The sequence below is a fragment of the uncultured Christiangramia sp. genome (assembly GCF_913046405.1).
Lineage (GTDB): Bacteria > Bacteroidota > Bacteroidia > Flavobacteriales > Flavobacteriaceae > Christiangramia > Christiangramia marina.
The window spans coordinates 34,921-58,993 of sequence record NZ_CAJWRQ010000003.1 but is presented as its reverse complement, the minus strand read 5'-3'; the positions used below and the strand labels follow the sequence as shown (position 1 = coordinate 58,993).

Genomic DNA, 24,073 nt, shown 5'->3' with positions numbered 1-24,073 from the left:
AGCCTGATGGCAGTGTCTGGATCGATCTAAGTGATGAAGGCCTGGATGAGAAGATCGTACTTCGAAGCGATGGAACTGCAGTTTATATGACGCAGGATATTGGAACTGCGATCCAGAGATTTGCCGATTTCGATATCAATCAAATGGTATACACAGTAGGAAACGAACAGGAATATCATTTCAAAGTATTGTTCCTTATTCTGAAAAAAATAGGCTACGACTGGGCAGATGCGCTTTATCATTTAAGTTACGGAATGGTGGATCTTCCAAGTGGTAAAATGAAAAGCCGTGAAGGAACTGTTGTAGATGCAGATGATCTTATCAAGGAAATGACCGAAACGGCTCGTACTATTTCTGAAGACCTTGGGAAACTTGATGGTTATTCAGATTCAGAAAAAGAAGAGCTTTATAGAATTATAGGTCTTGGTGCCCTGAAATATTATATTCTGAAGGTAGATCCTCGAAAAAGAATTCTTTTCAATCCTGAAGAATCTGTAGACTTTCAGGGTAATACTGGACCTTTTATTCAGTATACCTATGCGAGAATTCAGTCGATCCTTAGAAAAGCAGATTTTGATACTACCGCGTCGCTTTCCGAAGATTTCAAATTTCATGAGAAAGAGAAGGAGTTGATCAAACAATTACAGTTATTCCCGGAAACCATTGCACTGGCGGCAGATAATCACTCACCTGCGCTAATTGCCAATTATACGTATGAACTGGTGAAATCCTTCAATTCATTCTATCAAAATGTACAGATACTTGGTATTGATGAAGAAGCTGAAAAGGTTTTCAGAGTACAACTTTCAGGAACTGTAGCCAGCGTCATCAAATCGGCTTTTAAGCTACTTGGAATCGAAGTGCCGGAACGTATGTAATGGTGATCGTGTAGTAGCGATATTTAAGAAGATGGACTTTATACTTCAGCTTCAAATCATTAAATTTGCAATTCGCTGCCAGTCAGCAGGAGAATAAAACCACAGGAAAAATTATGTTTGATAATTTAAGCGATAAGTTAGATAGTGCCTTTCACGTCCTTAAAGGACACGGGCAGATCACTGAAATAAATGTTGCGGAAAGCCTTAAAGAGGTTAGACGTGCTTTAGTTGATGCCGATGTTAACTATAAGATTGCCAAGGAATTTACCAGTACGGTGAAGGAAAAGGCGATGGGTCAGGATGTACTAAAGACGTTAAAACCAGGCCAGTTAATGGTGAAACTCGTAAAAGATGAGTTGACCCAGTTAATGGGTGGTGAAGCGGAAGGAATTAATTTAAGCGGGGATCCATCTATTATTCTTATGTCTGGTTTGCAGGGTAGTGGTAAGACCACTTTCTCCGGTAAACTCGCGAATTTCTTGAAAAATAAAAAAACTAAGAAACCCCTATTAGTAGCCTGTGATGTTTATCGTCCGGCCGCGATCAATCAGCTGCATGTTGTTGGAGAACAGATTGGAGTGGAGGTATTTTCAGATGAAGGGAATCAGGATCCGGTGGCGATCTCTAAAGCGGCAATTGCCTATGCTAAAGAGAATGGTCATAATGTAGTGATCATAGATACCGCAGGTCGACTTGCTGTGGATGAAGCGATGATGACCGAGATTTCCAATATTCACAAAGCGATCCAGCCTCAGGAAACATTGTTCGTAGTGGATTCCATGACGGGTCAGGATGCGGTCAATACGGCCAAAACATTCAACGAGCGCCTTAATTTTGATGGTGTTATTCTTACTAAACTGGATGGTGATACTCGTGGTGGTGCGGCAATCTCCATTAAATCTGTTGTAAACAAGCCAATCAAATTTATTGGTACCGGTGAAAAAATGGATGCGATCGATATATTCTATCCTTCGCGTATGGCAGACAGGATCCTTGGAATGGGTGATGTTGTATCGCTTGTGGAAAGAGCTCAGGAGCAGTATGATGAAGAAGAAGCTAGAAAACTTCAGAAGAAAATTGCTAAAAATAAGTTCGGTTTTGATGATTTTCTGAATCAACTTCAGCAGATCAAAAAAATGGGATCTATGAAAGATCTTTTGGGAATGATACCAGGAGCTGGAAAAATGCTGAAGGATGTAGACATTGATGATGATGCATTCAAGGGAATTGAAGCGATCATTCACTCAATGACTCCGTTGGAAAGAAGTGAGCCTAAAGTTATCAACGCCAGCCGTAAGAAAAGAATTGCTAAAGGTTCTGGTACAACAGTACAGGAAGTAAATCAATTACTCAAGCAATTTAATCAAATGGGTAAAATGATGAAAATGATGCAAGGTGGCGGAGGCCGAAAAATGATGCAAATGATGAAGGGAATGAATTAATTCCCTTTTTTAATACAACGCAAACAAAACACACAATGACAATACTCGATGGTAAACAGGTGAGTAGCGAAATCAAAATTGAGATCGCTGCTGAAGTTAACAAACTAAAATCTCGTGGAGAAAAAGTACCACATCTTGCTGCGATCATCGTAGGAAAGGATGGAGCAAGTTTAACTTATGTGAACAGTAAAGTAAAGGCCTGTGAAAGAGTAGGATTTCAATCCTCACTTTACAGAATGCCACATACTGTAAGCGAGATCGAGCTGCTGGACAAGATCCAGGAATTGAACGAGAATGATGATATTGACGGATTCATAGTTCAGCTTCCTTTGCCATCACAAATTGACACTCAAAAGGTATTGAATGCAGTTGATCCAGATAAAGACGTAGATGGATTTCACCCTACGAACTTCGGAAAAATGGCATTAGATATGACCACCTTCATTCCTGCAACACCATTTGGAATACTGGAACTTCTTGAGCGCTATGATATTCCTACAAAAGGGAAGCATACAGTGGTGATAGGAAGAAGTTATATAGTAGGCAGACCTATGAGCATCCTTATGGGGCGTAGTGGTTTTCCAGGGAATTCCACGGTAACCTTAACGCATGAGTTTACGAAAAATATCACGCAGGTGACGTCTCAGGCAGATATCGTTATCATCGCAGTAGGAATACCAGATTTTCTTAAGGCTGAAATGATCAAAGACGATGCTGTGATTATTGATGTTGGAATTACCAGAGTACCAGATGATAATACTGAAAAAGGTTATGTCATCAAGGGAGATGTAGATTTTGAAAACGTGAGCAAAAGAGCTTCATATATCACACCGGTTCCTGGTGGAGTAGGGCCTATGACGGTTTCAATGTTACTTAAAAATACACTTCTTGCAAGGGAGAGACATAAAAAAAGAGCAGATATTAAGTTGTTAGAACGATAAAAAAAAGAGGGAATTTAATTCCCTCTTTTTTTAAGCTTCCTCTTCAATTTTCCAGTCGAGATAATTATGAAGATCAGATTCTATAAATCTCAATCCAAAAGTAAAGATTGCCATATCATCAATATATCCCAGACCTGGAATAAAGTCGGGTATTATATCCAGTGGATTTAAAATATAAAGAAAGGAGAATGCTACAGTGGCAATGGTGAACCAGGGCACTTTATTATAAACTCCTTTTCTATAGTCTTTCAGCATTCCATACATGAGCTTCGCCAGCTCGCTATATTTCTGTAGTAACCCGGAATTGTTGATCTTATCATCAACCTTATCCTGGCTATCCATAGCGATACTTACATCATTGTTGTCAATCTTTGTTACTTCAGTTTTAAAGTAATCTTCGTCTATTTTTTTCTTTAGGTTTCCAAACATAGTTTTTTCTTTTAGTTATAATCGGTGGTGAGCATTTCCATACTCCTTCTTATAGATCTTCAGAATTAATAAGAATAAGGACACCAATAATGGTCCAAATATTAGTCCTATAAATCCAAATAGCGGTACTCCCACGATCACCCCGAAAAGCGTGATCAATGGATGAACACTTGCCAGTTTTTCAAGTACATAAAGTCGTATAATATTATCAGTTGAGCCTACAACCACTAGTCCGTAAATTAACAGAGCTATTGCCTGGAAGTCGTTTCCCTGCGCGAATAATAGAATGACCGCGGGTAGGACTCCTATAGCTGTTCCTATAAATGGAATCATCGAGCCAATTGCAGTGATCACAAACCAGAAAAAAGGATCTGGAACCCCAAATATCAAGTAACCTATAAGTGCTATTACACCCTGCACGATGGCTACCAGTGGAATTCCCAAAGCATTACTTCTAACCAATTGATCACTTTCGTCGCCAATCACCCGAATATTATCCTTTCCTAACGGGATATATTCGATTAGGGAATGTCTCATTGACTTCTGATTCATAAGCATGTAGTACAGCATGAAATACATGATCCCGATCGCAATAAAGGCATCAAATGTTCCACCGGCAAGGTTCTGTAAGTTGTTCGACAGCCATCCTGTAATTGCAGAAGTGTCAATACTCTCGCTTATATTATAACCTATGTACTCTTCGGCTATATTCAGCTGGTCTTTTAAAGCGCTAAGCACCCTTTCAGAATTTGCAACGGCTTTTCCTATTTTACTGGTAAGCATAATTGCAATTAGTGTGACTGGAACCAGGATGCCAATAATACTTCCGGTCATTAACAGCGTAGCTGCCAAGGCTGGTTTCCATCCTCGGTTTACCAGTTTTTTTTGCCAACCCTTCATGATAACATAAAGTGTTACCGCACCCAGAACTCCAGAAAGGTAAGGAATTACCTCCCTAAAGATCAATACTGAAAGGAACAGTATTAATAGTAATACAAAAATTTGCCGTACAAGTGACGGTTTCAGTTTATCCATTTGGTTGGTTGGTGATGAATAAAGGTTATTAACTCGCGAATAATTGACTCATGTCTTTAAAGGCTTTGAACTCCAATGCATTTCCGCAGGGATCTTTAAAGAACATGGTAGCTTGTTCGCCCGGTTTTCCCTCAAACCTGATATAAGGCTCGATAATAAAATCGATATGTTTTCGTTTTAGGAGGCCGGCAAACTCATGAAATACATCCCATTGCAATACTACCCCAAAGTGAGGAACTGGAACATCCTTTCCATCTACAGGATTGGAAGTAGAACTGGCGCTTTCTTGTGGGTCCTGATAATGTATTACCAGTTGGTGTCCAAAAAAATTGAAATCCACCCAGTGATCACTACTACGGCCTTCGCCACAACCTAAAGTTTCTTTGTAAAATTTTCTACAGGACTCCAGATCAGATACTGGGATCGCTAAATGAAATGGCTGTACTTTCATAAAATTAAAATTGGTTGGTTCAAAATCATGAACGCATAAGGTTCATCCTCTAAATGTAAAAAGAACTACCAATATTAGTACAATAACCAGCCTAATTCTGTGTTAAGATTTGGAGATTCTGGGACGCTTTTTCTTCCCGGTTTGACTATCGTCAAGTACAGAGCCCTCTTCGGTTTTGGTAGATTCGCCGGTGAGTCCATTAATAGTGTCAAGCTCTTCCCTCGTAAGATGACGCCATTCACCTACCGGAATATCCAGGGAAACGTTCATGATGCGTACCCTTTTTAAAGAGGTCACTTCATAGTCTAAATATTCACACATTCTACGAATCTGTCGGTTTAAGCCTTGAGTAAGAATGATCTTAAAAGTATGTTTGCCAAGTTTTTCCACTTCGCATTCACGAGTTACTGTATCCAGAATAGGTATTCCTGAAGACATTTTCTGTATAAAATCTGATGTAACCGGTTTGTTGACGGAAACTACATATTCTTTTTCGTGATTGTTTCGTGCCCGCAGGATCTTATTCACAATATCTCCGTCGTTGGTAAGAAAGATTAAACCCTCACTAGGTTTATCTAAACGCCCGATAGGGAAAATCCTCTTTGGATAATTGATGTAATCAACAATGTTATCTTTCTCAACCCGTGTATCTGTAGTGCAAACGATACCAACAGGTTTATTAAAAGCGATGTAGACATTAGGTTCTTTTAGTTCGGCTTTGGATACTGGTTCTCCATTCGCTTTAACCACATCTCCCGGTTTTACTTTAGTTCCCATTTCTGGAACTACGTCATTTATCGTGATGCGACCCTGGTCAATTAATTTGTCTGCCTCTCTACGAGAACAATATCCTAACTGACTCAAATACTTATTAATTCGAACTTCTTCTGCCATGTCACAAAGATAATAGATACAATCGGGACGTCGGAATTTGAAAAAAAATAAAATTTTTAAAACCTCAGGCCACCTTTCGTAACTTTCTCTCGTCTATATAAATAGAAGGTCTTTTAAAAATGGTAAAAGTAATACAGCTTTTTAAAAACGAATCCTCTCTTATCAAAAGAGCGAGTGCAGGAAACAGGGATGCCCAGAAGCAGATCTATGAAAAGCACGCTCCAAAGATGTTAAGTGTTTGCCGGCAGTATATAAAAGATCTGCAACATGCCGAGGATACCATGTTGAAGGGTTTTATGAAAGTGTTCACTCATCTGGATACCTTTAAAGATGAAGGTAGTTTTGAAGGTTGGATTAGAAAGATCATGGTGAGAGAAAGCATTAGCTTTTTAAGGCAGTTCAAAGAACTACAGTTTCAGGAAGACGACGAATTTGGTCATGAAGTGGCAAATAATATCAATTCTGAAATGGACGTGGCAGATATACAATCGCTTATAGATAGTTTGCCTGAAGGTTATAAGGCGGTATTTGTAATGTATGCCGTGGAAGGGTACAAGCATAGTGAAATTGCTAAGATGCTTGAAATAACCGAAGGGACCTCAAAATCCCAGCTGTTTAAGGCTCGAAAGATGCTTCAGCAAAAAATTAAATCTAATAATACATCTAGTTATGGCGCCAATTAAATTTGAAGAACATATCAGGGAAAAACTGGATAGCCGGGAGATTAGTCCATCAGCTGGAAGTTGGGATAAACTTAGTGAACAGTTAGATGAAAAGGAAAGCTCGGGAAAGAATAATAAATGGTGGATCTCCTCAATAGCTGCAATTTTTGTGCTTGCTCTCTGCGGAATCATTTACCTGAATATGAATAGAAGTGTCGAAAATACTATAGTGAATACTCCGGAAATCCAGAAGCCTTCTGAAAATGCAATTGATGAATTTGAGAGTCCGGTGCGATTAGCAGAACAGGAAAAAACTGAAGAATCCCAGGCCCAGCCGGAGTCAAAACCGAAGTATGTACAGAAAACTGCTTCCGAAGAGATAAGAACTACATCAAACAAAAAAGAGCAGATCGCATCAGTTGAAGTAGAGGAAATGATTAACAGAGAGCCTATAAAAACTGCAACACCAGCTAGTTTGCAGGAATTAAAAATTTCCGAAGAGGTGAATAAAGTATTGGCTGAGGTTTCCAGGCTAGAATCTCAAAACGGAGAGGTAAGCGATACTGAAGTGGAAGCACTGCTCAATAAAGCCATTGCAACTATAGAATATGAAAATGTGCAGAAGTCGAGTGAAATTTCGGCAGACGCTTTACTGGCCGATGTTGAAGCTGAGGTATACGAATCATTTAAAGAGAAAGTTTTTGAGATCGTTAAAAACGGTTACCAGAAAGCTGCGGTGGCGGTGTCCAATAAACTTGATCATTCAGAAGAAAAATAATTTTCCCTATCAGGGTCATTCATCAATCAATAACTAAATACCAAACATCATGAAATCATTACTAATTACATTCGCATTATGTATTCTCAGTTTTAGTCCATGTGACGCTCAAACTGTCGAAATCACAAATGGGAACAAGATCGAAGTTCTAAAGAAACAGCGCGAAAACATTATCAAACAGGAGAAGGACGAACTAAAGGCAGAAGTAGAAGCTATCAATGAGCGGCTGGATAACGAAGAAATTTCCATGCAGGAAGCTGATGAGCTAAAAGAGGAAGCCGCTAAAAAGCATGCGCTGAATATCGAAAATCGCTTGGCTATCCTTGATAATAAAATCGCACTTCTGGAAAGAAACGAGGAATCTAAAGTTGAAAGTGACAAAACATTCGTTTTCTCCTGGAAAGATGAGGACAACAAAGAAGATCCCGATTACGAGGACAAGCGTACAACTTCTACTTTAATGGTAGCTGCAGGATTCAACAATGCTTTACAAGATGGGCAGTCGCTCAATGATTCAGATTTCAAAATTGGCGGGAGTCGGTTTTTCGAAATTGGTTGGGTTTGGAGAACCAGAGTTTTCGAGGAATCTAACTGGTTAAGACTTAAATACGGAATTTCATTTCAGTTCAACGGACTCAAACCTACAGATAATAGATTTCTGGTTGACAATAATGGAATTACAGAATTACAGGAGTTTGAGTATGACCTGAACAAGTCAAAATTTAGAATGGATAACCTGGTCATCCCGGTGCATTTTGAATTCGGACCTTCAAAGAAAATTGAAAATGATGGGGATTATACATTTTCAACTTATAAAAAGTTCAAAATTGGTCTTGGTGGATATACCGGTTTCAGCTTAGGTGAAAGACAGAAACTGAAATATAAAGAGGATGGTGACAGAACCAAAGAAAAATTGAAATCTGATTATAACACGAACGATTTTATATATGGACTGAGTGCATATGTAGGATGGGGAAATACCTCGCTCTACGCAAAATATGATCTAAACCCGATCTTTGAAGATCCAAACCCAGAGTTGAATAATGTATCTCTTGGAATTCGTTTCGACCTTGATTAATTAGCCAATATAGTTTAGTTTCGCGGGGCTTTAAATTTGAGTAATCATTTTTAAAGCCCTTTCTTTTTTGAAGCCTTTACATTTTGTATTTTTCCATTAAATAGTTGTGAAAATTTGATCTCCAGAACCACCATAGATAATGTTTTTGAAACCGCCCGTGTAGAGGAGGTGATCGGGGATTTCGTACAATTAAAAAAGTCTGGTAGTAATCTGAAAGGGCTTAGTCCCTTTACAGATGAGCGTTCACCAAGTTTTATGGTTTCCCCGGTGAAACAGATCTGGAAAGATTTTAGTAGCGGAAAGGGCGGTAATGTGGTTGCTTTTTTGATGGAGCATGAACACTTCAATTACCCTGAAGCGATCAAATATCTCGCGAAAAAATACGGAATTGAAATAGAGGAGACGCAGCAGACAGATGAGCAGAAGGAGCAGGCCGATGAACGCGAAAGTATGTACCTGGTTTCAGAATATGCCAGTAAATATTTTCAGACGCAAATGCATAAGACCGATGAAGGTCAGGCAATAGGTTTAAGCTACTTTAAAGAACGTGGATTTACTTCTGAAACTATTAAAAAGTTCGATCTGGGATATTCTCCAGATGAATGGGATGCTTTCACGAAAAATGCACTTGGTGATGGCTATAAACTGGAATTTCTGGAAAAAACGGGTCTTAGCATTGTTAAGGATGAAAAGACATTTGACCGGTTTAAAGGAAGAGTCATGTTTCCAATTCAATCAATGTCTGGACGGGTTCTTGGGTTTGGAGGAAGAATCCTCGGGAATTCGAAAAAAGCAGCCAAATACCTCAACTCCCCGGAAAGTGATATTTACCATAAGAGTAAAGTTCTTTACGGGATCTATCACGCCAAACAGTCTATTGCCAAAGAAGATAACTGTTACCTCGTTGAAGGGTATACCGATGTCATACAATTTCATCAAAGCGGCATAGAAAATACGGTATCCTCTTCCGGAACTGCTCTAACTTCAGAACAGATCAGGTTGATCAACAGGTTGACCAAAAATATAACGGTCTTGTTCGATGGCGATGCTGCAGGAACCAGGGCGTCTATGCGAGGGATTGATCTAATTCTCGAGCAGGGCATGAACGTGAAAGTTTGTCCGTTCCCAGAGGGTGAGGATCCAGATAGTTTTGCCCGATCAAATTCTGAAGCAGAACTGGAGGAGTTTTTAAAGGAAAATTCTTACGACTTTATTACGTATAAGGCTTCCCTGCTTATGGATGAAGCCAAAAATGATCCTGTAAAGAAGGCAGATCTTATTCGGGATATGGTACAGAGTATAGCGAAGATTCCTGATAATATCCAGAAGGAAGTTTATTTACAGGAATGCTCGCGGATTATGGATATTTCAGAAGCTGTTCTATATGCAACCTTAGCTCAATTAGAAAAAAAAGACGGGAAAACTCCGGCGAGGGCCGAGAAAAAACCCATGCAGGTTGTTCGAAATGAAGAAGCTGCTCCAGTTAAGAAAGTAGATCAGCTTTATATTCTGGAAAGAAAGATCATTAGTCTGCTTGTTCTCTACGGAAGGCAGGAAGGTGAATTTCATGATGTTATTCTAAAACATAATGATCAGGGTGAGCCGGTGTATGAATCTGAAGTGCAGGAGGCCAAGGTATTCGAAAAAATTTACCTGGATCTTCAGGAGGATGAAATTGAATTTACCAATAAGGATTTCAGAGAATTATTTTCGCTATTGATAGAGAAGCTTAATTCTGAGGATGAATTTGGAGTGGAAATGATCATCAATGACCTTGAGAAATCTCAGGCTGTTGAACTTACAGATATCCTGATGGAAGATGAGCAGTATGAACTTCATGACTGGGAACGACATGACATTCCAGTAAAAAGCAAAACTCAGGGAGTTACACAATTCGTAACCCAGACTATACTATCATTACGTAGATTTCTGGTTGGTCGTAAGATCAACGAACTTATGGAAGAAATTCGTCAAGTCTCTTCAGAAGAAGAACGAACAGAAAAGATTCAGGATATTATGAGCTATACCAGTTTAAGTACAATTCTTTCCGATCGTCTGGGCAGGGTTATGTAGTATTTAATTGTAATAATCTGGATTGCGTAATAAGATCTGCAACATTATCTACTTTAAGCTTTTTCAGCAACCTGGTTTTATAAGTGCTTACTGTCTTTTCGTTAATGTCCAGCGCTTCAGCAATATCCTTATTTCTTTTACCGGAAGAAAGCAGATTTAATACTTCCGTTTCGCGGGTAGATAGCTTCTTAAATTTTGTAATCAAACTCTTACCTCTCGTGATACCGGAATTTAATTTTTCGGTGATCTTACGATTTAAGTAGATTCCGCCTCTTGCAACTTGGTAAATTGCCTTCTCCAGAGTTTCACTATCTGTATGTTTGGAAATATAACCTGCGGCTCCGGCTTTAATGGCGCTCAGTGCATACATTTCTTCTGGATGTGAACTAAAAATAAGTGTTTTTACCTCAGGAAATTCCTGCTTGATCCTTCTAATGGCGTTGATACCGTTGATTTGCGGAAGATCCAGTTCCACGATCAAAACATCGGGAGTGTTCTTTTCTAACTGACTGAACAATTGGGTGCCACTACTTACTCTGCCTGTAACCTGTAGTGCCGGATTGTTCTGAAGTACGCATTTAATCCCTTCAAAAATTATTGGATGATGGTCTGCAATTAATACTCGATACATGATTCTAAGTTAAAAACAAGTCCGGGGGTAACTCGTTGAGTTTGGTTTATTTAACTTAAAAATACTGCTTTGACCCCTGATATGGGAAATCAGCTACACATATTCGATAAGATGATTATTTCAACAGATGAACGGGTATGTCGCAAACGGGTATTGGCACCATCTTATGTGTGTTCGCAGCATTCAAACGAGAATAGATCTGGAAGACTTCACGTTGTCTGCCTTCAAAATCTGAAGAGGTTTTCCCCGCTTCTTTTGCAGTCATCGCCCATTCAAGTTCATCGTACGATGCTCCTAATTGATCTTCATCACTTCGGCTGTCACCAAAAAGTCCATCGGTTGGAGCTGCAGTCATGATATCATTAATAATGTTGAGGTATTTCCCCAGGGCATAGACTTCACTTTTCATAAGATCTGCTATCGGACTAAGATCAACACCGCCATCACCATATTTTGTATAGAATCCAACTCCAAAATCTTCCACTTTATTTCCAGTTCCTGCAACAAGGTATCTATGTAATCCAGCAAAATAATAAAGAGTAGACATACGAAGTCTCGCTCTTGAATTTGCTAATGTTAGATCCAGAGAAGCAGATTGTCTTTCCTGCGGCATGACAGATTTAAATTGTTCAAATACCGGGGTGAGATTTACTTCAAGGTTACTTACGTTCGCAAAATTGTGTGCCAGTTCGCTAATATGTTTTCTGGCGCGGGTAACCTGGCTGCTCGCCTGGTGAATCGGCATTTCCAGGCATAGTGTAGGCATTCCGGTTTTTGCGCAAAGCGTTGAGGTTACTGCAGAATCTATACCGCCACTAACTCCAACTACAAACCCATTCATATTTGCTTTTGTAGCGTACTCTTTTAACCAGTTTATGATATGATCAGCGACTTTTTCGGTTTGCATAATGTTGGGTGATTTAATTAGTAAGTAATACCTTTGCCTCACAAATCTAACACTAAAAGCCAATTTTTAAAAGATGGCTGCGTTAAAGCCTTCCTAATTGCCAGTTATGCTGAAAAAGATCCTGTTCTTTATTACAATTATTTCGGTGTTTTCCTGTAATAATCAGTCTGAAACCGAAGAAAAGATCGACAGGATCGAGGTAGATCTGAAAGTTATAAGATTTGAACAGGAATTTGCCAGTACAAAACCTCAGCAATTACCTGAATTAAAACAGAAATATCCATTTTTATTTCCTGAGCAGTTTCCAGATTCGGTTTGGATAGATAAGTTATCTGATACCCTTCAGCTGGAGATTAATCAGGCTGTAGAAGATGAGTTTTCAAATTTCACGAATCAGGAAGATGAATTATATGCACTTTTTCAACATATGAAATACTACTTTCCGGAGTTTGAAGTACCTGTGGTAATTACGGTAACTTCCGAAGTGGATTATAAGAACAAAATAATTTATACAGGAGATTATTTATTTGTTTCCCTCGATACGTATTTAGGTACAGATCATCAGTTTTACACTGGTCTTCAGGAGTACTTGAAAAAGAACTTTAAAAAAAATCAGATAGTAGTAGATGCTGCGGAAGAGATTTCAAAAAAATACGTTCCAGGTCCAGATTCACGAACGTTTTTAAGTCATATGGTGTATTATGGTAAGATTCAGTATTTGAAGGAGATGCTCCTGCCAATGCTTGACCCTGCAAGAAGAATAGGCTATACTGAAGAAGAATTTAACTTCGCCGAAAACAATGAATCTCAGATCTGGAGATACTTTGTAGAGAACGAACTTATTTACGATACAGATAACCAGTTGCAGACACGTTTTCTATTTCCTGCACCATTTTCAAAATTCTATCTTCAGCTGGATGCTGAAAGTCCGGCCAGATTAGGTCAATATATTGGGCTTAAGATCGTGAAAGCATACATGGAAAAGAACGACATATCCCTGGACAGAATGCTAAATACATCTGCTGAAGAAATTTTCAATAAAGCCAATTTTAAACCGAAGAAATAATGCCAGAATTTAGAAAATCTGAGATCAATATAGAAGTTGTAACAGACGATAATCATGTACCTGAGAATATCACCTGGAGTGCTGAAGATGGGAATGTATATAAAGAAGATGCAAAAGCTTTGATGCTATCTGTTTGGGATAGTAAAGATCAGGAAACTTTAAGAATCGACCTTTGGACCAAGGAAATGCCAGTAGATGAAATGAAAAAATTCTTTCATCAAACGTTGGTTTCTATGAGTGACACATATTTTCGCGCTACCCAGGATGATAAAATGCGTGATACCATGAAGGATTTCTGTGATTATTTTGCTGAAAAAACTGAAATCAAGAAGAGCTAATTGGAAAAACTGATCTTTGTTTATAATGCCGATTCAGGTAAACTCAAATCGCTAATAGGAGCTTTCCAAAAGGTCGTGAATCCCGATTCCTACGACTGTAATTTATGTAAACTTACTTACGGTGCTTTCGATGAAAAGAAGGCCTGGAGAGACTTTCGTAAAAACGGAGATCTTGATATGGAATTCCTGCACAGAGATGAGTTTTTGAAAAACTATGCTTCTAAATTTGGACATAAGTTTGAATTTCCTATCATTCTCGCGCAGAACCAGAAAGGTCTGGAAGTTTTGGTGTCAACTTCAGAATTAAAGGAAATAATGGATGTTGAGGAGCTTATTTCAAGAATTAAGGAAAGAACCTAATTTTTCTGATTTTCCGGGAAAAATTGTGACCAGTTTGTTGGCTTAAGATGTTCTAATATTCCCTGCAATCCATATTCTCCGTTGCGAATGAGCATTTCTCCATTTGGTTTTATTATAGCGTATGAACCACATAAGCTTGGGTTCCTAAATATGTTTTTTCTCAAGAAATCATACTGATCCTTAAATATAAATTCAGACTGCTTTTCTTTGAGTTCAGGTAGCTTGATGCCATTTTCGAAATGACTAGAATATTTAACTTGAGGATACTCTTTTTCTAATTGTTTAATGTGTCTGGATATGTATCGATAACTATTACCAACTCGCTGAGAATTCCATTCATTTGGTGCTTGATTAGTGCAATAATCATCTTTGAAGGTGTAGTGTAAAATGAAGGTGGTTTTAGCAGTATATGTATTACCGGTCAGAATAGTCATGGATTCCTTAAACTGCTGGTAATTGATGTTGTAGATTTCGTAAACAGGATGATTGAATCTAATAACCATGCTGCTATCTCGAGCAGCATATTTCCATAATGCGAAATCCCCATCACCAGAAATCAATTTTGCATCAAAGGCTCCTTGTGAAATAGAATTCCCATTTTTATCGAGGTAGTAATCGGTCGAAGGAACTTTGTATACACTACAGCTATTGATAATAAGAGCAATTAAAAGAAATAATGCAATCTTGAAAAGTTTTACTGACATCTATTTATTATTCAACTGTTCGTTGATGCTTTCAATATAATCTAATACTTCATCCTGTCCTAAACCTGCAGATGCTGAAGTGATGAAATATTCCGGCATCTCTTCCCAGGTTTCCAGCATCTCCGCCTTGTAGTTGGCAATATGCTTGTCAAGAACCTTCGGTTTGAGCTTATCAGCCTTAGTGAAAATGATACAGAACGGGATCGCGTTTTCTCCCATCCACTGCATAAATTCCATGTCTATAGGTTGAGGAGAATGTCTAGAATCAATAAGAACAAATGCGCAAACCATTTGTTTACGTTGTTCAAAATATGCAGTGATGAATTTCTGAAATACTTTTTTAGTGGATTTTGAAACCTGGGCATAGCCATATCCCGGTAGATCCACCAGGTGCCAGTTCTTATTGATTAAAAAGTGATTGATCAACTGGGTCTTTCCCGGTTTCGCTGAAGTTTTTGCCAGGGACTTTCTGCCCGTAAGCATATTGATAAGTGACGATTTCCCAACATTACTACGGCCAATGAATGCATATTCCGGCAGGGAGCTGTTTGGACAATGATCAACTTTGGAATTACTTATGACGAATTCTGCAGTTTTGATCTTCATAATAAAAGATTTTTAGATAGCTCTTTCTTTAAGCCATGCGTGAAGCACTTCATTGAATTCCTCGGGATGTTCCATCATAGCGGCATGACCACATTGATCGATCCAGTAAAGATCTGAATCTGGTAATAACCTCTGGAAATCCTCAGCAACTTCAGGAGGAGTGACCGTATCATTTTTCCCCCAGATAATGCAGGTAGGAGTTTTCATCTTTGGAAGATCCTTCGCCATATTGTGTCGAATTGCACTCTTGGCAATGGCCAGTGTCTTTACCAGTTTATTTCGATCACTTACTGTTTCATATACTTCATCCACGATCTCCTTGGTTGCAACCTGAGGATCGTAAAAAACAGCTTCAGCTTTTTTCTTGATAAATTCGTAATCACCACGTCTTGGATAACTCTCGCCCATGGCATTCTCATATAAACCAGAACTACCGGTAATAACCAAAGCTTCTACACTTTCAGGAAACATTTTAGTCGCCAGTAGTGCAATATGACCTCCAAGGGAATTACCAAGCAGAATCACTTTTTCGTAACCTTTATGGTCCAGAAATTCTTTAAGATATTTCGCGAACGTTCCTACACTGGTCTTGAGAAGGGACATTGAGTAAAGTGGTAATTCCGGGATTAACACCTTATAGCCATTTTCCGGAAAGTAACTTACAACTCCGTCAAAATTACTTAGGCCTCCCATAAGTCCGTGAAGAATAACAATCGGGGTGCCTTCGCCTTTTTCTAGATATGTGAATTTCCCCTCCTGCCTTAAGTGATCTTTCATTGATAGCCTTTGCGGTTAGCAATCGCAAATATAGCGATTTCGATACAAGTATAATCATTTTTGATTAACTGCAAACTCATTTCTGGTAAGTGGGAATATAAGATTTCAGCTAAAAACTAAACTAATTGCTCCATTTTTTCCCACGAATTTTCAAGAGTCTGAATAATAAGGAAATAGAGCTATTTCGTAGGTTTTCAATCACATACGGTGGTAAAACTTATCAACATTGTGGTAGAAAGTGGTAAAATGTGGTATTATTTTCAATATATTTGACTTTATAAAGTCAAAGCGTGGTAAATCTCATTGGGACATACGAATGTAAAGTAGATGCTAAGGGCCGGTTAATGGTTCCTTCAGCATTGAAAAAGCAATTGACTCCAATGTTGCAGGATGGTTTTGTGATCAAAAGATCAGTTTTTCAGCCTTGTCTGGAATTATATCCTATGGAACAATGGGATATCATGATGACGAAGATCAATAAACTGAACAGGTTTAAAAAGCAAAACAATGATTTTATAAGAAGGTTTACGGCCGGTGTAAAAACAGTGGAAGTAGACTCGAATGGTCGACTTCTAATTCCGAAGGATCTAATAGGATTTGCCGGAATTGATAAGGAGATTGTCCTGTCTTCTGCGATTGCCATCGTAGAAATATGGGATAAAGATAAATATGAAAACGCCATCGAAGGTTCTTCAGATGATGACTTTGCAAGTCTTGCTGAAGAAGTGATGGGTAACGACGAGCATGATGGACTATCATAATCCTGTTCTTTTAAAGGAATCTGTTGATGGCTTGAATATCCAGCCAGATGGAGTTTACGTAGATGTGACCTTTGGAGGCGGTGGTCATTCCAGGGAGATTTTGAGCAGGCTTGGACCTTCTGGGAAATTATACGCTTTTGACCAGGACAGGGATGCGTTGGAGAACAAGATAGAGGATGAACGTTTTACACTTATCAATGAGAACTTTAGATTTCTGAAGAGATTTCTAAGATTCTACGGTGTAAAGGAAGTTGATGGAATTCTTGGTGATTTTGGTGTTTCCTCACATCAGTTCAATGAAGCTGAAAGAGGGTTTTCAACAAGATTCGATGCCAGGCTGGACATGAGAATGAACCAGGGAGATAAGCTTAGTGCATACGAAGTCATTAATGAATACGAAGAGGAGCAACTGAAGAAGTTGTTCTATGCGTATGCAGATTTGAAAAACGCACCCAAACTTGCCCGTACCATCGTGGAAGAAAGAAAAAAAGGAGCTATAGAAACCAGTGAGCAACTAAAGGATCTATTGAAGCCGCATTTATTCCGCGGAAAGGAAAATAAGATCCTGGCGCAGATCTATCAGGCAATTCGTATAGAAGTGAATCAGGAAATTGAAGTGCTCAAAGAGTTTCTTCAGCAAACTGAAGAAGTGATCTGTAAAGACGGAAGGTTGAGTTTGATCTCTTACCATTCTCTTGAAGACAGGTTGGTAAAAAGATATATAAGGAGTGGGTTGTTTGAAGGAGAACCGGAAAAAGACATGTATGGTAACATAGATGTCCCGTTCAGGAAAACCAGCGGACTCATCATTCCCTCGAAAGATGAAATAAAACAAAATAACCGGGCGAGAAGTGCCAAATTAAGGGTGGCGCGTAAGCTTTAAGAATTATGAAGAAAGGGTTTTACAATATACTCAAGGCTAATTTTCTTATTAGCGAAGATGCTGTAAAAAACTGGCGGTTCATTGTCTATTGTACCGTTCTGGCAATTATCATGATCGCCAGTTCTCACAATGCAGAGAAGAAGGTGCATCAGATCGCAAGATTAAGCACAGAAGTGAAGGAGTTGAGAAGTGAGCATATTGAACGAAGATCAGATCTCATGAAGATCAAAATGGAATCCACTATCACCGAATCTATGTCGGGTAAAGGTATTGGACCGTCTGATACGCCACCGAACAAAATTAGAGTCATCATAAAAGAATAAACCTTAAATGGCAACAACAGAAAAAAGCATCCTGAATCGTATGTATTTCGTGGCCGGCTGCCTGTTCCTCTTCGCAATCGCGGTAGGGGTGAAATTGCTGAATATTCAGTTTGTTCATGGTGAACATTACAAAAGTCTTGCGGAAGAGCGTACTCTAAGAAATTTTAAAATTCCTGCGAATCGAGGGAATCTTTACGATTCTAATGGAAATCTACTGGCTACTTCAGTTCCCAAATATGACATTCGATTTGATGCCGTAACTGTTTCAGACAAAAATTTTGAAGAGAACATAGGAGAGTTGTCTGCTAAGCTGTCCAAAATGCTAGGACGTTCTGCTTCCTATTATTCCCAGAAATTAAGAACAGCGCGTGCAAATAAACAGCGCTATGTATTGATCGCTAAGAATCTTGGGTATTCAGAATACATGAAGATCAAGAGTTTTCCCATGTTCAATCTTGGTGCTTTCAAAGGTGGAATGATCACGGAACAAAGCACGGTTAGAGAGCATCCGCTAGGTAAAATGGGAGAACGAACCGTGGGCTATGAGCGTAGGGATGAGAATGGATATTTTACACGCGTTGGCCTGGAAGGCGCATTTAGTAACTACCTGAGAGGTACAGATGGTCGTCGTTTAAAGCAGAAGATAGCTAAAGGACAATGGAAACCTATTAGTGATAATAACGAAATGGAGCCAAAAGATGGTTATGATGTTATTTCTACTATCGATGTAAATATTCAGGATATCGCGCATCATTCACTATTACGTCAATTAGAGCATTTTGAGGCAGATCATGGTACCGTAGTGGTTATGGAAACCGCAACTGGTGAGATCAAAGCAATGTCAAATCTTGGGCGCACAGAAGACGGGACTTATTTCGAAAAAAGAAATTACGCAGTATACGAAGCCCACGAGCCTGGTTCTACTTTTAAATTAATGGCGATGGTAGCTGCACTGGAGGATGAGGTAGTGGATACCAGCCAGGTTATTGATACAGAAAAAGGTGTGGTGCGGTTTTACGGTCGCCCTGTACGGGATTCACATCATGGTGGTTATGGTGAAATTTCGGCGGCGAAGGCTTTTGAATTGTCTTCTAATACAGCCTTTACCAAAATGATCACTGAAGGTTATAAGAATGACCCGTCCAAATTCGTAGATAGATTATACGACATGGGTCTTAATGATAAGATAGGTCTTGAAATTAAAGGTGAGGGCTCTCCCCGAATTCCTCACCCTCAGGACAAATCCTGGAATGGCTTGAGTTTGCCTTGGATGGCCTTTGGTTATGGGGTGGCAATTACTCCTTTGCAAACGCTAACTTTTTACAATGCGATCGCAAATGACGGTGAAATGATCAAGCCGCGATTTATCAAGGCGGTGAAAGATCGGGATAAGTCTATAATCACCATGGATAAGCAGGTGATGAACCCATCTATCTGTTCTCCAGAAACTGCAGCCAAGGTTCGTGAGATGATGAAGAATACGGTTGAACGCGGCACAGCTGCCAATATCTATACTGAAAACTTTTCGATGGCCGGTAAGACAGGAACGTGCCAGACCGAATACTGGATAGAACCAGGTAGATATATAGCTTCTTTTGCCGGATATTTTCCTGCCGAAGATCCTAAATACTCCTGTATTGTGGTGATTCATAAGCCTAATAGAAGAAAAGGGTATTACGGAAATATCGTAGCGGCACCGGTTTTTAAAGATATCGCCAGAAAGATCTATACCGACACACCGGTGATGGATGAGCTCGAAAATCTTGATTTTGAAGACGAGGATATCCAAGCCGACTTTGACACGTACTACGCAAGCATACAGGATGAAAAAATGCTGATGCCAGATGTTACCGGAATGCCGGCAATGGATGCGATTTCTATCCTTGAGAATCTTGGGATACAGGTTCGGTTGAATGGAAAAGGAGTGGTAAAAAGACAATCTGTTTCGGCAGGAAAAAAAATAGATAATAACGCCATCGTAAATCTTGAATTGAGTTAATGCAGGTTTTAAAAGACATACTCTATAAAGTAAATATTAAGTCGGTTTCCGGAGATACCGGGGTGACCATACGCGATATTCATTTCGATTCCAGAAAAGTTTCTCTAAATGATGTTTTCATCGCTATTCGAGGAAGCTTAAGTGACGGTCATGACTATATTAAAAATGCTGAAAATCAGGGAGCACTTGCTATTGTATGTGAGGAGCTTCCGAAGGAAAAGGTGAATGGTGTTACTTATATTGAAGTAGCAGATTCCAAGAGGGCGCTGGCGTATATTTCAGCTAATTATTACGAGAATCCTTCAGAAAACCTAAAACTGGTGGGAGTTACCGGAACCAATGGGAAAACGACCATTGCGACTTTGCTATATGATTTATTTACCAAAGCTGGATTTAAATGCGGACTACTTTCTACGGTGAAAATCATGGTTGGAAATGAAGAACGTACCGCCATTCGAACGACTCCAGATTCCATAAGTATCAATTCACATCTAAGTGATATGAATGATGCCGGTGTGGAATTCTGCTTTATGGAAGTAAGTTCACATGGAATCGATCAGCATCGTACGACGGCTCTCAAATTTCAAGGCGGAATTTTCACGAACCTCTCGCATGATCACCTGGATTACCATAAGGATTTTGCAGAATATCGTGATGTGAAAAAAAGGTTTTTTGATGAATTGCCAGCTTCAGCTTTTGCACTTACTAATATCGATGATAAGAATGGTGATGTAATGCTTCAGAATACAAAAGCGAAGAAATACAGCTACGCTTTAAAATCCTATGCAGATTACCAGGCTCAGATTCTTGAAAACAATTTTACAGGATTGCTTCTGAAAGTAAGAGACCAGGAATTATGGTCCAGACTGATAGGAACTTTTAACGCTTATAATGTACTTGCTATTTATGCCACTGCGGAATTATTGGGATTAAAAACCCTGGAAACACTTCGAATTATAAGCGAACTGAGTTCGGTTAGTGGGAGGTTTCAGTATATAATTTCAGAAAAAGAAAAGGTAACAGCAATTGTTGACTACGCACATACACCCGATGCACTGAAGAATGTATTGGAGACCATCAACAGTATTCGTACCAAGAATGAAAACTTGATTACGGTGGTTGGCTGTGGTGGTGACAGAGACAGTACTAAGAGACCAAAAATGGGGCATATTGCTTCTGCATTAAGCACCAAAGTGATCTTCACCAGCGATAATCCAAGAACCGAAGATCCGGATAGGATCATCGAGGACGTGGAATCTGGAGTGGAGCCTCAGAACTTCAAAAAGATAATGAGCGTAACCAACCGAAAACAGGCAATTCGAACGGCCTGCCAGATGGCTACAAACAACGATATTATACTAATTGCCGGGAAAGGTCATGAGACTTACCAGGAGGTAAACGGAGAACGATTTGATTTTGATGACCTCAAAATTGTAAAGGAATTTCTAAAAACTCTGGATAAATAATGCTGTATTACCTGTTTAAATTTTTAGAAGATAGATATCAGCTGCCAGGAGCACAGTTATTTGAGTTCCTGTCGTTCAGGTCTGCAATGGCGATCATATTATCGCTGGGAATTTCTACGATCTATGGAAAACACATTATCAATTACCTGAGAGCTAAACAAATAGGTGAGAGCGTTAGAGATCTTGGGCTAAAGGGTCAGACAGAAAAAGCAGGTACACCAACCATGGGAGGCGTAATCATTATAGTTGCGACGCTAATCCCTGTTTTGTTGTTCGCAAAGCTGGAAAATATTTACGTCATCCTGTTGATCATAACCACCCTATGGATGGGAGCGATCGGGTTCCTGGATGATTATATCAAGACATTTAAGAAAGATAAAGAAGGATTAAAGGGAATTTTTAAAGTGATAGGTCAGATTGGACTTGGTCTAATTGTAGGATGTACCATGTATTTCCATCCGCAGATTACTACAAAGGAAGTAATTACAGACACGAATCCTACTGAAAATGTGATTGCCAGAGCTGAGGTTGTAGATATGGGTCCGGAAGTAAAGGATACCAGTACAACCATTCCGTTTGTTAAGGACAACGAATTTGAATACTCCAGTTTAATAAGCTGGATAGATGCAGATCTTGTAAACTATGCGTGGCTGATATTTATTCCTATTGTGATCTTTATCGTAACGGCAGTGTCTAATGGTGCGAACCTTACTGATGGTATTGATGGACTCGCCGCTGGATCATCGGCCATTATTGTATTAACCCTGGGAATCTTTGCCTGGGTTTCGGGTAATATCATATTTTCAGATTACCTGAATATCATGTACATCCCACGGTCTGGTGAGATGACCATTTTTATAACGGCTTTTGCCGGTGCTTTAGTTGGTTTCCTTTGGTATAACACATATCCAGCCCAGGTTTTTATGGGAGATACCGGAAGTCTAACCATTGGAGGAATTATCGCAGTGCTTGCGATTGCGACCAGAAAGGAATTACTAATACCATTACTATGTGGAATTTTCCTGGTGGAAAATCTTTCAGTAGTACTACAGGTAGGCTGGTTCAAATGGACTAAGAGAAAATTTGGTGAAGGAAGAAGGATATTTTTGATGTCCCCTCTTCATCATCATTATCAGAAAAAAGGCAGACATGAAAGTAAGATCGTAGTAAGATTCTGGATTATCGGAATTTTCCTGGCGATACTTACCATCGTCACCTTAAAAGTACGCTAGGATGGAAAGACTGGTCATATTAGGAGGTGGAGAAAGTGGAGTTGGTACGGCAATTCTCGGGAAAGAGAAGGGCTACGAGGTTTTTCTTTCAGATAAAGGAAGGATCAAGGATAAGTACCGTGATGTTCTTACAAAACTGGAAATAGATTGGGAAGATGAGAAACATTCGGAAGAAAAGATTCTGAATGCAAATGTGGTGATGAAAAGCCCTGGTATTCCAGAAACTGCTGCACTTGTTGTAAAACTTCGGAAGAACGATATTCCTGTTATCTCAGAAATTGAATTCGCTTCCTGGTTTTCTGAAACTCCGGTAATTGGAATTACAGGAAGCAACGGTAAAACAACGGTGACCAACCTGATACAGCATTTACTGAAGAACGGCGAGGTAAATTCAGGAATGGGTGGAAATATTGGAAACAGCTATGCGAAAATGGTTGCTGAAAATAAGCATAATTGGTTTGTTCTGGAATTATCCAGTTTTCAACTGGATGGAATCGAAGATTTCAAACCGCATATAGCCATTTTGACCAACATTACGCCAGATCATTTAGATCGCTATGATTACAAATTTGAAAATTATATAGAATCAAAATTCAGAATAACAAAGAATCAAACAGCCGAAGATTATTTCATCTACGATGCAGATGATCCAGTGATCACAGAATGGCTTGAGAAAAATCCTGTGATAGCACAAAAGTTGCCATTTTCGATGGAAAAGAAACTTGAAAAAGGCGCTTACTTAGAAGATACAAACATTGTTATAAAAATAAATAATACCGAGTTTACTATGTCAACATCAGATATATCCCTACAGGGCAAACACAACACCAAGAATGCAATGGCTGCGGCCACCGTTTCTCAGTTGCTTAGAATTAGAAAGCAAACCATAAGAGAAAGCATGGCTAATTTTCAGGGTGTGGAACATCGTCTTGAAAAGGTGCTAAAGATCAACAATGTGATGTATATCAACGATTCCAAAGCGACCAATGTAAATGCAACTTATTACGCATTAGAAAGTATGGAATCTGAAACAGTATGGATCCTTGGAGGTGTGGATAAAGGCAATGTTTATGATGATCTACTTCCTTTAGTGAATGAAAAAGTAAAGGCGATCATATGTTTAGGAGTTGACAATGAGAAAATCAAAAGAGCTTTTGGAAATATCGTGGAGAACCTTGTAGAAACCGGGTCTATGGATGAGGCCGTTAAAATGGCTTACAGATTAGCAGATAAAGGTGATAATGTGTTATTGTCTCCGGCATGTGCGAGTTTCGATCTATTCGAAAATTATGAGGATAGAGGCAGACAGTTTAAGAATGCCGTTCGTAATCTATAAGAATTAATAAAATTATTGAATAG

General features: G+C 39.1%; 26 protein-coding genes. 17 read left to right on the top strand and 9 right to left on the bottom strand.

Going from position 1 to position 24,073, the window contains the following annotated elements; all coding sequences use genetic code 11:
* From argS to QZ620_RS00910, 3 genes are all read left to right on the top strand, one after another.
* On the top strand, nt 1-878 hold an 878-nt coding region (gene argS / locus QZ620_RS00920), incomplete at its 5' end, for an arginine--tRNA ligase (RefSeq protein WP_295178095.1).
* A 113-nt stretch (nt 879-991) separates the two neighbouring features.
* Nucleotides 992-2,320 (top strand): signal recognition particle protein, encoded by a 1,329-nt coding sequence (gene ffh / locus QZ620_RS00915; RefSeq protein WP_295178098.1) that lies wholly within the window; start codon nt 992-994, stop codon nt 2,318-2,320.
* 35 nt (nt 2,321-2,355) lie between these two features.
* Nucleotides 2,356-3,261, top strand: a complete 906-nt coding sequence (locus QZ620_RS00910; protein ID WP_295178094.1) for a bifunctional 5,10-methylenetetrahydrofolate dehydrogenase/5,10-methenyltetrahydrofolate cyclohydrolase — start codon at nt 2,356-2,358, stop codon at nt 3,259-3,261.
* A gap of 30 nt (nt 3,262-3,291) precedes the next feature.
* Here QZ620_RS00910 and QZ620_RS00905 read toward each other — a convergent pair whose 3' ends face one another.
* The 4 genes from QZ620_RS00905 to rluF all read right to left on the bottom strand — a co-directional run bounded on the left by QZ620_RS00905 (nt 3,292) and on the right by rluF (nt 6,070).
* Nucleotides 3,292-3,690: a YkvA family protein gene (locus tag QZ620_RS00905; protein ID WP_295178092.1), complete on the bottom strand. Its 399-nt coding sequence runs from the start codon at nt 3,688-3,690 to the stop codon at nt 3,292-3,294.
* 15 nt (nt 3,691-3,705) lie between these two features.
* Nucleotides 3,706-4,725, bottom strand: coding sequence for an AI-2E family transporter (locus QZ620_RS00900; protein WP_295178090.1), 1,020 nt, complete (start codon nt 4,723-4,725; stop codon nt 3,706-3,708).
* A 28-nt stretch (nt 4,726-4,753) separates the two neighbouring features.
* Entirely contained in the window at nt 4,754-5,176 is a 423-nt protein-coding gene (locus QZ620_RS00895) for a VOC family protein (protein WP_295178088.1), read from the bottom strand.
* Between the two features lie 102 nt (nt 5,177-5,278).
* Nucleotides 5,279-6,070 carry a 23S rRNA pseudouridine(2604) synthase RluF gene (rluF, locus tag QZ620_RS00890; RefSeq protein WP_295178086.1) on the bottom strand — a complete coding sequence of 264 codons (792 nt, stop codon included), beginning with the start codon at nt 6,068-6,070 and terminating at the stop codon, nt 5,279-5,281.
* A gap of 119 nt (nt 6,071-6,189) precedes the next feature.
* Here rluF and QZ620_RS00885 point away from each other — a divergent pair, with 119 nt between their 5' ends.
* From QZ620_RS00885 to dnaG, 4 genes are all read left to right on the top strand, one after another.
* Complete coding sequence (locus QZ620_RS00885; protein WP_295178084.1) at nt 6,190-6,753, top strand: RNA polymerase sigma factor; 564 nt, start codon at nt 6,190-6,192, stop codon at nt 6,751-6,753.
* Complete coding sequence (locus QZ620_RS00880) at nt 6,740-7,510, top strand: hypothetical protein (RefSeq protein ID WP_295178083.1); 771 nt, start codon at nt 6,740-6,742, stop codon at nt 7,508-7,510. Before QZ620_RS00885 ends, QZ620_RS00880 begins: the two co-directional genes overlap by 14 nt.
* A 49-nt stretch (nt 7,511-7,559) precedes the next feature.
* The gene (locus tag QZ620_RS00875) at nt 7,560-8,588 is read left to right on the top strand and encodes a hypothetical protein (RefSeq protein WP_295178081.1); all 1,029 of its coding nucleotides are present in this window, start codon (nt 7,560-7,562) and stop codon (nt 8,586-8,588) included.
* A 114-nt stretch (nt 8,589-8,702) separates the two neighbouring features.
* Nucleotides 8,703-10,661, top strand: coding sequence for a DNA primase (gene dnaG / locus QZ620_RS00870; protein WP_295178079.1), 1,959 nt, complete (start codon nt 8,703-8,705; stop codon nt 10,659-10,661).
* Here the strand turns inward: dnaG and QZ620_RS00865 are convergent.
* A complete protein-coding gene (locus tag QZ620_RS00865) occupies nt 10,654-11,292 on the bottom strand; it encodes a response regulator transcription factor (protein ID WP_295178077.1) in 639 nt (212 codons plus the stop codon). The two genes, dnaG and QZ620_RS00865, sit on opposite strands and share 8 nt — an antisense overlap.
* 115 nt (nt 11,293-11,407) lie before the next feature.
* Nucleotides 11,408-12,199, bottom strand: a complete 792-nt coding sequence (gene nadE / locus QZ620_RS00860; protein WP_295178075.1) for an NAD(+) synthase — start codon at nt 12,197-12,199, stop codon at nt 11,408-11,410.
* A gap of 106 nt (nt 12,200-12,305) precedes the next feature.
* Between nadE and gldB the strand changes: the two genes are divergently transcribed.
* The 3 genes from gldB to QZ620_RS00845 are packed head-to-tail and all read left to right on the top strand — an operon-like array spanning nt 12,306 to nt 13,963.
* Complete coding sequence (gldB, locus tag QZ620_RS00855) at nt 12,306-13,265, top strand: gliding motility lipoprotein GldB (protein ID WP_295178074.1); 960 nt, start codon at nt 12,306-12,308, stop codon at nt 13,263-13,265.
* Nucleotides 13,265-13,603, top strand: a complete 339-nt coding sequence (gene gldC / locus QZ620_RS00850; RefSeq protein WP_295178073.1) for a gliding motility protein GldC — start codon at nt 13,265-13,267, stop codon at nt 13,601-13,603. The genes gldB and gldC overlap by 1 nt, the downstream gene beginning before the upstream one ends.
* Nucleotides 13,604-13,963 carry a GTPase gene (locus QZ620_RS00845; protein WP_295178071.1) on the top strand — a complete coding sequence of 120 codons (360 nt, stop codon included), beginning with the start codon at nt 13,604-13,606 and terminating at the stop codon, nt 13,961-13,963.
* Here QZ620_RS00845 and QZ620_RS00840 read toward each other — a convergent pair.
* The 3 genes from QZ620_RS00840 to QZ620_RS00830 are packed head-to-tail and all read right to left on the bottom strand — an operon-like array spanning nt 13,960 to nt 16,050.
* Nucleotides 13,960-14,667 (bottom strand): hypothetical protein, encoded by a 708-nt coding sequence (locus QZ620_RS00840; protein WP_295178070.1) that lies wholly within the window; start codon nt 14,665-14,667, stop codon nt 13,960-13,962. The two genes, QZ620_RS00845 and QZ620_RS00840, sit on opposite strands and share 4 nt — an antisense overlap.
* Nucleotides 14,668-15,273, bottom strand: coding sequence for a ribosome biogenesis GTP-binding protein YihA/YsxC (gene yihA, locus QZ620_RS00835; RefSeq protein WP_295178068.1), 606 nt, complete (start codon nt 15,271-15,273; stop codon nt 14,668-14,670).
* A 12-nt stretch (nt 15,274-15,285) separates the two neighbouring features.
* Nucleotides 15,286-16,050 carry an alpha/beta hydrolase gene (locus QZ620_RS00830; RefSeq protein ID WP_295178066.1) on the bottom strand — a complete coding sequence of 255 codons (765 nt, stop codon included), beginning with the start codon at nt 16,048-16,050 and terminating at the stop codon, nt 15,286-15,288.
* Between the two features lie 290 nt (nt 16,051-16,340).
* Between QZ620_RS00830 and mraZ the strand changes: the two genes are divergently transcribed.
* Genes mraZ through murD form a run of 7 tightly spaced genes read left to right on the top strand, consistent with a single transcriptional unit; the run spans nt 16,341 to nt 24,050 of the window.
* Nucleotides 16,341-16,811, top strand: coding sequence for a division/cell wall cluster transcriptional repressor MraZ (gene mraZ, locus QZ620_RS00825; RefSeq protein WP_295178065.1), 471 nt, complete (start codon nt 16,341-16,343; stop codon nt 16,809-16,811).
* Nucleotides 16,798-17,694 (top strand): 16S rRNA (cytosine(1402)-N(4))-methyltransferase RsmH, encoded by an 897-nt coding sequence (gene rsmH, locus QZ620_RS00820; protein ID WP_295178097.1) that lies wholly within the window; start codon nt 16,798-16,800, stop codon nt 17,692-17,694. The genes mraZ and rsmH overlap by 14 nt, the downstream gene beginning before the upstream one ends.
* A gap of 5 nt (nt 17,695-17,699) precedes the next feature.
* Complete coding sequence (locus tag QZ620_RS00815; protein WP_141876881.1) at nt 17,700-18,017, top strand: FtsL-like putative cell division protein; 318 nt, start codon at nt 17,700-17,702, stop codon at nt 18,015-18,017.
* 7 nt (nt 18,018-18,024) lie between these two features.
* A complete protein-coding gene (locus tag QZ620_RS00810; RefSeq protein WP_295178062.1) occupies nt 18,025-20,016 on the top strand; it encodes a penicillin-binding protein in 1,992 nt (663 codons plus the stop codon).
* Nucleotides 20,016-21,482: a UDP-N-acetylmuramoyl-L-alanyl-D-glutamate--2,6-diaminopimelate ligase gene (locus QZ620_RS00805; protein ID WP_295178060.1), complete on the top strand. Its 1,467-nt coding sequence runs from the start codon at nt 20,016-20,018 to the stop codon at nt 21,480-21,482. Before QZ620_RS00810 ends, QZ620_RS00805 begins: the two co-directional genes overlap by 1 nt.
* Complete coding sequence (gene mraY, locus QZ620_RS00800) at nt 21,482-22,714, top strand: phospho-N-acetylmuramoyl-pentapeptide-transferase (RefSeq protein ID WP_295178058.1); 1,233 nt, start codon at nt 21,482-21,484, stop codon at nt 22,712-22,714. Before QZ620_RS00805 ends, mraY begins: the two co-directional genes overlap by 1 nt.
* A 1-nt stretch (nt 22,715) precedes the next feature.
* The gene (gene murD, locus QZ620_RS00795; protein WP_295178056.1) at nt 22,716-24,050 is read left to right on the top strand and encodes a UDP-N-acetylmuramoyl-L-alanine--D-glutamate ligase; all 1,335 of its coding nucleotides are present in this window, start codon (nt 22,716-22,718) and stop codon (nt 24,048-24,050) included.
* Nucleotides 24,051-24,073 lie beyond the last annotated feature (23 nt).